This window comes from Caballeronia hypogeia, from assembly GCF_001544875.2.
GTDB classification, from domain to species: Bacteria; Pseudomonadota; Gammaproteobacteria; order Burkholderiales; family Burkholderiaceae; genus Caballeronia; species Caballeronia hypogeia.
The window spans coordinates 69,789-80,533 of record NZ_FCOA02000035.1 but is presented as its reverse complement, the minus strand read 5'-3'; the positions used below and the strand labels follow the sequence as shown (position 1 = coordinate 80,533).

Annotated in this window: 8 protein-coding genes and 1 pseudogene; 8 read left to right on the top strand and 1 reads right to left on the bottom strand. The window is 62.4% G+C overall.

The genetic code is table 11. The features are described 5' to 3' along the window. The 4 genes and pseudogenes from gudD to hmpA form a co-directional block, all read left to right on the top strand. Window positions 1-182 (top strand): annotated as a pseudogene (gudD, locus tag AWB79_RS32585) (glucarate dehydratase); the annotation flags it as partial. A gap of 78 nt (window positions 183-260) precedes the next feature. Then, on the top strand, window positions 261-1,586 hold the full coding sequence (locus tag AWB79_RS32580; protein WP_232471090.1) for an NRAMP family divalent metal transporter: 1,326 nt from the start codon (window positions 261-263) through the stop codon (window positions 1,584-1,586). Window positions 1,587-1,829: 243 nt separating this feature from the next. Continuing rightward, window positions 1,830-2,024 (top strand): hypothetical protein, encoded by a 195-nt coding sequence (locus tag AWB79_RS32575; protein ID WP_061171560.1) that lies wholly within the window; start codon window positions 1,830-1,832, stop codon window positions 2,022-2,024. Window positions 2,025-2,186: 162 nt separating this feature from the next. Continuing rightward, window positions 2,187-3,401 (top strand): NO-inducible flavohemoprotein, encoded by a 1,215-nt coding sequence (gene hmpA / locus AWB79_RS32570; protein ID WP_061171559.1) that lies wholly within the window; start codon window positions 2,187-2,189, stop codon window positions 3,399-3,401. Window positions 3,402-3,461: 60 nt separating this feature from the next. Here the strand turns inward: hmpA and AWB79_RS32565 are convergent, their stop codons facing one another. Next, on the bottom strand, window positions 3,462-5,324 hold the full coding sequence (locus AWB79_RS32565) for a sulfatase-like hydrolase/transferase (protein WP_061171558.1): 1,863 nt from the start codon (window positions 5,322-5,324) through the stop codon (window positions 3,462-3,464). Between the two features lie 466 nt (window positions 5,325-5,790). On the opposite strand from AWB79_RS32565, the gene pruA reads away from it, so the two are divergent. The 4 genes from pruA to AWB79_RS32545 all read left to right on the top strand — a co-directional run bounded on the left by pruA (window position 5,791) and on the right by AWB79_RS32545 (window position 10,716). Then, complete coding sequence (gene pruA, locus AWB79_RS32560; protein ID WP_061171557.1) at window positions 5,791-7,398, top strand: L-glutamate gamma-semialdehyde dehydrogenase; 1,608 nt, start codon at window positions 5,791-5,793, stop codon at window positions 7,396-7,398. A 40-nt stretch (window positions 7,399-7,438) separates the two neighbouring features. Further along, window positions 7,439-8,515: an ABC transporter ATP-binding protein gene (locus AWB79_RS32555; RefSeq protein WP_061171574.1), complete on the top strand. Its 1,077-nt coding sequence runs from the start codon at window positions 7,439-7,441 to the stop codon at window positions 8,513-8,515. Between the two features lie 79 nt (window positions 8,516-8,594). Then, window positions 8,595-9,875 (top strand): ABC transporter permease, encoded by a 1,281-nt coding sequence (locus tag AWB79_RS32550; RefSeq protein WP_061171556.1) that lies wholly within the window; start codon window positions 8,595-8,597, stop codon window positions 9,873-9,875. 4 nt (window positions 9,876-9,879) lie between these two features. Further along, the gene (locus AWB79_RS32545) at window positions 9,880-10,716 is read left to right on the top strand and encodes an ABC transporter permease (protein WP_061171555.1); all 837 of its coding nucleotides are present in this window, start codon (window positions 9,880-9,882) and stop codon (window positions 10,714-10,716) included. Window positions 10,717-10,745: the final 29 nt, after the last annotated feature.

Genomic DNA, 10,745 nt, shown 5'->3' with positions numbered 1-10,745 from the left:
GCGGCAAGGTGAAGGTGCCGGAAGTGCCGGGTCTGGGCGTCGAGCTGGATATGGACGAAGTGGAGAAGGCGCACGCGCTGTATCAGCAGCACGGCCTGGGCGCGCGCGATGACGGCGTGGCGATGCAATACCTGATCCCGAACTGGAAGTTCGACAACAAGAAGCCTTGCCTCGTGCGTTGATCGAGCGCGCTCGCGAATGCGCAAAAGCCGCCGACATCGCCGATGTCGGCGGCTTTTTTCGCAAGGAACGAATCATGCGTGCCCCCGCCCATCACGTCGATGAATCGCGACATGCGCATTCCTCAGAACAAGGGGGCGAAGGGCGACACGCGCGGCGCCGCGCGGCCCGCGCACTCGTGGGCGGCGAACGTCGGGCCGGGGCTGGTCACCATCGCATCGGATAACGATCCGAGCGGCATCGCCACTTACACGCTGGCGGGCGCATGGTATGGCTTCGATCTGCTCTGGGTGTGCGTGCTCACCTATCCATCGACGGTCGCGCTGCAACTCATCGCCGCGCGCGTCGCCGCCATCACCGGGCGCGGCCTCACGGCCAACATGCGCGAGCATTATTCGCCGCTGTTTTTCTACTTCGCCGTCGCGCGCTTTCTGATCGCCAACGCCTTCAACATCGCCGTCGATATCCTCGCGATGGCCATCGCGTTGCGCGTGTTCATCGGAGGCTCGACGATGTGGCTCGCGCTCGTGTCGGGCGCCGCGTCGATCGTCCTGCAATGGCGCATCGGTTACGTGCAATATGCGCGCGTCCTCAAGTGGCTGACGCTCGCGATGTTCGCCTATGTCGGCGTCATCGTGCTCGTGGACGTGCCGTGGCACACGGTCGCGCTGCGTTCGTTCATCCCGCGCGTGATGTGGGACGAGGACTATATGAGCATGCTGATCGCGGTACTGGGCACGACCGTCAGTCCTTATTTGCTGTTTGCGCAGGCCGAGCAGGAAGCGCGGGAAGCGCGCTGCGGCGCCGCGGCGCAACAGGAAGCGACCGACCGGAAGATGGGCCGCGAGCGCATCGATGTGCTGTTGAGGACCGTGCTTTCCAACGCGGTCGCGATTGGCGTGATGATCGCGGCGGCGGCGACGATGCATGTCATGCAGCACGTACCCGTCGGCGCCGATGCGCAACTGGCCCGCGCGCTGGAGCCGCTCGCGCATGGCTACGCGCGCCACGTCCTCGCGCTCGCGCTGCTCGGCTCCGCGTTGCTGACCTTGCCGCCGCTGGCGGGATCGGCCGCGCAGGCGGTGGCGAGCTCGTTCGAATGGGAGCGCGGCGAGCGGCGCGACGGGCGCATCGCGGCCGTCCTCGTCGGTATCATGCTGATCGGCGTGGCTGGCGCGATGCTGCTGGCCGCGTTGCAGATAGACGCGGCGCGGGCGCTCTACTGGAGCGCGCTCGTCAACGGCATGACGGTGACGCCCGTGCTCGTGCTGCTCGTCCTGCTCAGCTCGAAGCGGGAAGCCGTGGGCGATCTCGCCGCGCACTGGACGCTGCGCGCGCTGAGCTGGCTCGCGACCATCGCCACCGCGGCGGCGCTGAGCGCGCACTTCGTGCTGGAGTTCTTCTGACGGCGCGAATTGGACGACATCAACAAATGTCCGCCGTAATCTTTCAAACTCCCAATATACGGGACGACCCGTATTGCCGCGGATACGAAGCGCGACCTAATATCAGGTCCCGCTGCCATCGCGGCCATAGTTGCCCCCGGGGTCGTGCGTTCTGAAATGAAGCGCTGCAGACATTCCGCCGAATCCGGGCGATATGCAGCCGACGCATACCTCCATCACCATTCAAACGATCGGGAGACAGGTATGCTCAGCGCCCACGAATTCGCGACACTCATGCTAGTCAAGGACGCCGCCGATCAGATCGTCGACCGGCACGAACTGGACACGCTGCTCGAACGCCAGCTCGTGGCGATGGAGCGCCTGGCGGGCGGCGCCAGCTTGCCTCGCATCACGGAGAACGGCGACACCTTGCTGCGCGCGCTGCGGCGGCTCCACTGAGCCTGCACGGGGCCTGCGTGCGCCCGTCACGCGTAATGCAGATGCAAGGCCCGGCATGAGGCCGCGTGCGCGTGAACCTCGCGCGCGCTCCGGCGTCGAAGGGACCGACAGCCTTCCTGGCCGTCCACGGACCATGTCTTCCAGGACAGAGGAGCAGCCAGCATGCTTACGCAAAAGACCAAGGATATCGTCAAGGCCACCGCACCTGTGCTGGCCGAGCACGGCTATCCGATCATCCAGCGTTTCTATCTGAGGCTTTTTCAGGCGCATCCCGAGTTGAAGAACGTCTTCAACATGGCGCATCAGGAACAAGGCCAGCAGCAACAGGCGCTCGCGCGCGCGGTTTATGCGTACGCGGAGAACATCGAGAATCCGGAGAGTCTCGCGGCGGTGCTGAGAAACATCGCGCACAAACACGCAAGCCTCGACGTGCGGGCGGAACACTATCCCGTCGTCGGCGAACACCTGCTCGGCGCGATCAAGGATGTGCTCGGCGCGGCCGCCACCGACGACATCATCGCCGCGTGGGCGCAGGCTTACGGCAATCTCGCCGACGTGCTGATGGGCATGGAGAGCGAGCTGCGCGAGACAACGGCCGCGCAGCTCGGCGGATGGAATGGCTGGCGGCGTTTCGTCGTCAAGGACAAACACCCCGAAAGCAGCGTGATCACGTCGTTCACCCTGGAGCCGGCGGACGGCCAGCCCATCATGAACTTCGAGCCGGGGCAGTTCGTCAGCGTCGCGGTGAAGGTGCCCGCGTTGAATCTCCAGCAGATCCGCCAATACAGTTTGTCGGACATGCCGAATGGACATAGCTATCGCATCTCCGTGAAGCGTGAGGAAGGCGACACGACGCGCCCGCCCGGGCATGTGTCCTCGCTGCTGCACGAACATGTGAACGTGGGCGACGAGCTCGATCTCGCCGCGCCCTTCGGCACCTTCTATATCGATGTGAACGCGACGACGCCGATCGTGCTGATTAGCGGCGGCGTGGGCCTCACGCCGATGGTGAGCATGCTCAGACGCGCGATACAGAACCCGCAGCGGCAGGTGATATTCGTGCATGGCGCGCGCAACAGCGCGGTGCATGCCATGCGCGACCGGCTGCGTCAGACCGCGGCGACCTATGCGAACTTCAAGGCGGTGATCTACTACGATGATCCGCTGCCCGGCGATGTCGAGGGCAAGGACTACGACCGCAAGGGTTTCGTCGATCTCGGCGGGATAAAGGACATCATCCTGCAGCCGGACGCCGACTACTACATCTGCGGGCCGATTCCCTTCATGCGAATCCAGCACGATGCGCTGAAGGCGCTGGATGTTCCGGAGGCGAGGATTCACTACGAGGTCTTCGGACCGGATCTCTTCGCTGAATAAAGGCGGCGTTTCGGTCGATGCAGCCGGGCCACGAATCGGCCCGGCTGCGTTTGGTCACGCTCAAAGATCCCCGATCTTGAACGGCGGCTCGACGTCTCCTCCGCTGTTGATCAGGTTCACATACTCGATATAGCGCGACTGCGCGGTGTTTTGCGCCGCGACGAGACTGCCGGGCAACGGAGCCTGCAATTCGTTCGGCAGGATCTCCGACATCAGCCGCTGATACAGCGCCTGCGCCGCCGGAGAGCGGTAGCGGTTATCCAGTTCGAGCCTGCCTCGTTCGGTCGAATAGTCGTAGTACTCCAGATCGCTCTTGCCGCTGATCGTCGTGGTTTGCGGCGCCCAGTTCGAATAGGTGCCGAGCTTGCCCTCATCGGTTCTCACGCCAACGATGTGATACGCCGATTGATTGAAGTTGAGCGCATCGGGCAAGGTTTCATCCGACGAGAAGACCACATAGGGACGGCCCGGCGCGGTCGCGCTCTTCAGCATCGGGACGAGATCGTGCCGCGTGCCGTATAGCTGCGCGTAGTCGCCTGTCATCCACGTGCGTTGTCCGCCGTTGCCGATGGTCGCGAGCATCGGCAGCAGATCCACGGACGATGTGAGTCCGCTGCGCACGGTGTCGATATCGCCGTTGTATTGCCCCGTGGGATCGACCACGATCAGCGGCACGTTGAAGGCTTCTTCATAACATGTGCCGGCCTTGCCCGAGATCAGGCCATGCGCGCCCGCATATTCGCCATGATCCGAGGTCAGAATGATGATCGTTTTCTTCGCGACGGCGGGCGGCAATGAATCGATAACCTGACCGATCTTCGAATCGACGATGGAAAGAATCTGGGTATAGGATTCGAGTCCGCGCTTCCAGTAAGCGAACGGCGCTTTCGCTGTGCCCAGCGTTTCGGCGGGCGGCGGAATGTTCGGATTCGAATTCGGCGGATACGCGGTGATTTCGAAACCCGCATCGCGATCGTCCTGCACGCCGCCCCAGACCGTCTCTGTAATCGTGCGATTGAAGGTTTGCATCGGCGGCTTGTTGGCCGAGAGTTGCGAAGCTGATTCCCAGTTCGGCGGAATCGGCGGATAAGCGAGCGGCGGCGGATTGCGCAGCGGATTGAACTGCCAGTCATAGGTGGGCGGCCCCTTCGTGAAGTTGATCTTTTGCGTATAACCGTTCGGGTTATAGCGATTCGATTCGAACAACGCGGTGAAGCGCGCGAACTCCGTGCCGGCGGGAAAGAACTCCTTGTCGTGCGGGTTGACGAAGCCGACCGTCAGGCACCACGGCGTATCGGTGGGCCGGCGCCGTTGCAGCCATTGCGTGGCCTGATCGGCGATATTCGTGTCGCTCAGATAACCTTGCCCAGGATTGCCGATGGTGCCTTGCAGATTGCTGCCCGTCGGATCGGGATAAGTCATGCCTTCGAATCCATAGAGCGACAGCGGACGCTGTCCTTTATGCACGACCGACAGATGCCACTTGCCGATATACGGCGTGATATAGCCGAGGGACTGCAGGATCTTGCCGTAGGTCGGGAAATGCCGGTCTAGCACGGGCTGTAGCGAAGCCTTCGTGTCGGGAGAATCCAGAATGGTCGTGAGCAGCCAGTTCTGCTGGGTATAAAGACCGGTGACGATGGTGGCGCGCGCCGGGGTGCACGCGGATGCCGCCGTGTAATGCCCGGAGAACTTCACGCCTCTTCTCCAGAGGTCGAACGTGCGGGGCATATAGGTCTTAAGGAAGCCGCGCACGTCGGCAATGCCTGCCGGAAATACGCTCGGGAAACGCATTTCATCGAGCAGGACGAACAAGATATTGGGCTTGCCGCCCTGAGCGCCATCGGCTTGAGCGGACACATTCGTGCTCGCAATAGCCGCGCCGACCGCCGACGATTTTTTGATGAACTCTCGCCTGTCCATGGGTAGACATCCTAAGTAATGTATTGAAGGGTTTGGGAATCGCTGTCGCTTCTTATTTCTCTTCTGTCGAGCGACATTGTTAAGACCAATCTAGCCTTGACGATGCATCTTTGCGTACCGCGCCAGAGCCAAATCAAGAATAGGCGAAAGCAGGGAAGTCGAACGGGAGAATTCATTTCATGCGATGTCAGCGCATGCCTTGCCTTCGAGCGGAATCACGAACGTATGTGCGCTCCGGCGCCGGGTCGGTTCGCGCCCTTCTGGCGCATTCCATAACGCCCCGGGATTCAAAGCATAAGACCGGCTTTTGCAAAAGGCCCCTTTTTTGACACCCACTACGCTGAACATCAAGTTGAATCGTCGGGTGTGATCGGGCTAGAAGCCTTGCCGGATAAGGGAAAACCCATATCGCGACGGCGCCGCCACGACGGTTCTGTCCAATCGATCTTCACAAGGAGCACGCGTCATGTCAGGTCCGCAATTTCCGTTGCCGTCGAACGAGCCCGAAGTCAGCTTCCGTCAGGGCACACAGGCCGCCGTCGCGTTGAACGAGGCGCTCGGGCAACGCGATGTCGTCGAGATTCCGACTGTCATCGGCGGCAAGCGCTACTACTCGAACGATGTCGTCGAAGTGCGCGCGCCGCATGACACGCAGCGCCTTCTCGCGCGCATTCATCGTCCGACCGAAGCGCAGATCAGCGAAGCCATCGCAAGCTCGAAAGCCGTGGCGAAAGATTGGGCGAGCCTCTCGCATGCGAGCCGCGCGACCATCCTGCATCGCGCGTCCGACATCATCGCGACGCGCAAGCGCATGACGATCAACGCCGCGACGATGCTGGGCCAGAGCAAGACCATCGATCAGGCCGAGCCGGACAGCGCGTGCGAGCTGATCGACTTCCTGCGCTTCAATGCGTACAACGCGCAGCGCGTCTACGCCGAACAGCCGATGTCGGTGCCGAGCGCCGTCAATCGGGCCGACTGGCGGCCGCTCGAAGGCTTCGTGTACGCGGTGTCGCCGTTCAATTTCACGGCGATCGGCGGCAATCTGACGACCGCCCCCGCGATCATGGGCAACACGGTGCTGTGGAAACCGTCGGAGAAATCGGCGCTCGCCAACTACATCTTCTTCGAAGCGCTCGAAGAAGCGGGCCTGCCGCCGGGCGTCATCAACTTCGTTCCCGGCGATGCGGAACTGACCACGCGCGTCGCACTATCGTCGCCCGATCTGGCGGGCATCCACTTCACGGGATCGTCGGCGGTGTTCCAGGGCTTGTGGAAAGAGGTCGCGTCGAAAGTGGATACGTTCCGCACGATTCCGCGACTCGTCGGCGAAACCGGCGGCAAGGACTTCGTGCTCGCGCATCCATCGGCGAATGCTTCGGAAGTTGCGATCGCGCTGATTCGCGGCGCGTTCGAATATCAGGGGCAAAAATGCAGCGCGGCGTCGCGTGCTTACATTCCGCGCAGCTTGTGGAACGCGGTGCGGCAGGAATTGCGCGATCGTCTGGCGCAACTCAAGGTGGGCGACGTCGCGAATCCCGGCACGTTCATGGGCGCGGTGATCTCGCAGGCTTCGCATCAGAAGCTGAGCCGCGTGATCTCGGCGGCGAAGGAAGATGCGGCGGTCACCGTGGTACACGGCGGCAAGACGTGGTCCGACCCGGGCTACTTCGTCGAACCAACCGTGTTCGAAGTGACGGACCCGAAGCATCGCCTGATGAAGGAAGAGTTCTTCGGTCCCGTGCTCTCAGTGTTCGTCTATGAAGACAACGCCTGGAACGAGACGCTGGAACTGATCGATTCGACCAGCCCTTATGCGCTCACCGGATCGATCTTCTGCACCGATCGCTTCGCGCTGCATCACGCGGAGAAGGTGCTCGTGAACGCGGCCGGCAATCTCTATCTGAACGACAAGCCCACGGGCGCGATGATCGGCCAGCAACCGTTCGGCGGCGGCCGCGCGAGCGGCACGAACGACAAGGCGGGTTCTTATCTGAACCTGCTGCGCTGGGCGTCGCCGCGCGTCGTGAAGGAAACCTACCTGCCGCCGCGTGAATGGCAGTTCGGCGCGTAAGTCTCGCGTAACAAGGTTCAGCTTTCCCCGAGGAATGAACATGTCGACCATCGTCTCTTTCAAGAACGTCCAGAAGACCTACGACGGCGAAACGCTCGTCGTGAAGAATCTCAACCTCGATATCGAAGAGGGCGAATTCCTCACGATGCTCGGACCGTCGGGATCGGGCAAGACCACTTGCCTGATGATGCTTGCGGGCTTCGAGACAGCGACGCATGGCGAGATTCTTCTTCAGGGAAAGCCCATCAACCGCATTCCGCCGGAGCGCCGCAATATTGGCATGGTGTTCCAGAGCTATGCGCTGTTTCCGCACAAGTCGGTCGCGGAGAATCTCGCGTTTCCGCTCAAGGTGCGCAAGATCGCCAGGGACGAGATCGCACGCAAGGTGAAGCGTGCGCTCGCCATGGTCAACATGGAAAAGTTCGCCAACCGCATGCCCGCACAACTCTCGGGCGGTCAGCAGCAGCGCATTGCCGTTGCGCGGGCGCTGGTCTTCGAACCGGCCCTCGTGCTGATGGATGAGCCGCTCGGCGCACTCGACAAGCAACTGCGCGAGCAGATGCAGTACGAGATCAAGCAGATTCACGAGCAGAGCGGCCTCACGGTGGTCTACGTCACGCACGATCAGGGCGAGGCGCTCACCATGTCGGATCGCATCGCGGTGTTCAACAACGGCATCATTCAGCAGCTCGCTTCGCCTTCGGCGCTGTATGAGAAGCCGGAGAATGCGTTCGTCGCACGCTTCATCGGCGAGAGCAATGAGCTGAAAGGCATCGTGTCCGCGGTGGATCGGGAACGTTGCACGGTGGATCTCGACGGCGGGCATCGCGTGCGCGCGAGCGCGGGCAGCGCGATTCGAAAGACCGGCAGCGCCAGCATTTCGCTGCGCCCGGAACGCATCGCCGTCGGCGAATCGGCGCATGCGTGCGACAACGTCTTTAGCGGCGGCGTGAAGGACCTGATCTACTACGGCGATCATCTTCGCGTGGTGATGCAGGTGTGCGGGCGCAACGATTTCATCGTCAAGCTGCCGAACGACGGCGCCGTGCGTCAGTTGCGCATCGGCGATTCGGTCGATATCGGCTGGATGGCGGAAGCGTGTCGCGCGCTTCAATGACGCCGGCGGAAAGCTGAGCGACAAAGACAAAGGCCAGTCCGATGGCACCTGAAATAATTCGGATGACGAAGGAGATACGATGATCGTCCCCAGTGATTTTGCGGTCCCCGTAAACGACGCGGAATCAGTGACGCTGCCGGACTCGAAAAGCCTCAAGGCGAGACTGCGCAGCGCCGAGCGCGCGGCGCGCATCAAGGCGCTGCTGCTCATCATCCCGCTTCTCGCGTTTCTTCTGGTCACGTTTCTCGTGCCTATCGGCAGTCTGCTGATGAAGAGCGTTCGCGATCCGACCGTCTCGCAAGAGCTGCCGCACGCGGCGGCCTTGCTGCGCGAGTGGGAGCCTTCGGCGGGCGAGCCGCCGGGCGAACAACTGTTCGCCGCCTTCGGTCGCGACCTGCTCGCCGCGAAGGGCAGCGAGGGCATCAGCCGCATCGCCTCGCGCCTGAACTACGACGAAGCGGGCATGCGCAGTCTCGTGATGAAGACCGCGCGACGTCTGGGCGAGAACAGCGACGGCACATGGCGCGAGCGCATGACGGCGATCGACCCGCGCTGGGACACCGTGGCGGCGTGGTCGACGATCAAGTACGCGTCATCGCCGTGGACCTTCGGCTACTACCTGAAAGCCTTCGATTTCAAGCGCGGCGATGACGGCGCGATCGTGCGTCAACCGCAAAGCGAGCGGCTCTACGTCGACGTGTTCCTGCGCACGGCGTGGGTGAGCGTGGCCGTAAGCATCCTGTGTCTGCTGTTCGGCTATCCAGTGGCGTACTTCCTCGCGAACATTCCCGCGCGCTACAGCAATCTGCTGATGATCATGGTGCTGCTGCCGTTCTGGACATCGATTCTCGTGCGCACCACGGCGTGGGTCGTCGTGCTGCAATCGAATGGCGTGCTCAACGACCTGTTCATTCATCTCGGCCTGACGAAAAGCGGCTTCGCGCTGATGTACAACCGCTTCGGCGTGCTCGTCGCGATGACGCACATCCTCTTGCCCTACGCGGTGCTCTCGCTCTACGCGGTCATGAAGGGCGTGCCCAACATCTATATGAAGGCCGCGCGTTCGCTCGGCGCGGGGCCCATCCGCTCGTTCTTCCAGGCCTACTTTCCGCAGACGCTGCCGGGCGTGGGCGCAGCGGGCATGCTGACCTTCATTCTCGCGGTGGGTTACTACATCACACCCGCCATCGTCGGCGGCGCGAACGATCAGCTCGCGAGCTACTACATTGCGAATCACGTGAACACGACGCTCAACTGGGGCCTGGCGAGTGCGCTCGCATCGATCCTGCTCGCGGGCGTCCTGATCGTCTACGCGATCTTCGTGCGGATGACCGGCGGCGCCGGCGTCAAACTGGGGTAACGGCATGTTCAATTTTCCCGCCTACGTGACGGTATGGGGCCGTGTCGGCCGCGTCTCGCACATCGTGCTTTCGCTCGCGGTGCTCGTGTTCCTCGTGTTGCCCGTGCTCGTGATCATGCCCTTGTCGTTCAACTCGCAGCCATACTTCACGTATCCGCTGCCGGGCGTGAGCCTGCGCTGGTATCGCGCGTTCGTCGAAAGTCCGGAGTGGATGCTCGCGCTCAAGAACACATTGATCGTCGGTGTCGCATCGACATTGATCGCGACCGTGCTGGGCGTGAGCGCATCGCTCGGTCTCATGCATCCGAAGCTCAAGGGCCGCGCGCTCATCACCGGCATTCTCGTTTCGCCGATGATCGTGCCGCTCATCATCACCGCCGTCGGCGTGTATTTCGCGTTCAGCCCGTTCGGGCTGACCAACAGCCTGCTCGGCCTTATTCTCGCGCACGCCGCGCTGGGCGTGCCCTTCGTCGTGGTGACGGTGACCGCGACGCTTGCAGGCTTCAACGAGTCGCTCTCGCGCGCGGGCCGCAATCTCGGCGCGTCGCCGCTGCGGGTGTTCATGCAGATCAAGCTGCCGATCATCGCGCCAGGTGTGGTGTCGGGCGCGCTGTTCGCGTTCGCGACATCGTTCGATGAAATCGTCGTCGCATTGTTTCTGACAGGCACCGATCAACGCACCGTGCCGCGTCAGATGTGGTCGGGCATTCGCGAGCAACTCAGCCCGACGATTCTCGCGGTAGCGACCGTGCTCGTCGTCATCTCCACGCTGCTGCTGATCACACTGGAGATGCTGCGGCGCCGGACCGAACGCCTGCGCGGCACCGCCAACGCATTCTGAAGCAAGCCCACGCAACGCACATCGAAGTC

Excerpts from the sequence above, each read along its gene's own strand:
- AWB79_RS32565 (WP_061171558.1), bottom strand. The coding sequence starts at position 5,324 with ATGGACAGGCGAGAGTTCATCAAAAAATCGTCGGCGGTCGGCGCGGCT.
- pruA (WP_061171557.1), top strand. The coding sequence starts at position 5,791 with ATGTCAGGTCCGCAATTTCCGTTGCCGTCGAACGAGCCCGAAGTCAGC.
- AWB79_RS32575 (WP_061171560.1), top strand. The coding sequence starts at position 1,830 with ATGCTCAGCGCCCACGAATTCGCGACACTCATGCTAGTCAAGGACGCC.
- hmpA (WP_061171559.1), top strand. The coding sequence starts at position 2,187 with ATGCTTACGCAAAAGACCAAGGATATCGTCAAGGCCACCGCACCTGTG.
- AWB79_RS32550 (WP_061171556.1), top strand. The coding sequence starts at position 8,595 with ATGATCGTCCCCAGTGATTTTGCGGTCCCCGTAAACGACGCGGAATCA.
- AWB79_RS32555 (WP_061171574.1), top strand. The coding sequence starts at position 7,439 with ATGTCGACCATCGTCTCTTTCAAGAACGTCCAGAAGACCTACGACGGC.
- AWB79_RS32545 (WP_061171555.1), top strand. The coding sequence starts at position 9,880 with ATGTTCAATTTTCCCGCCTACGTGACGGTATGGGGCCGTGTCGGCCGC.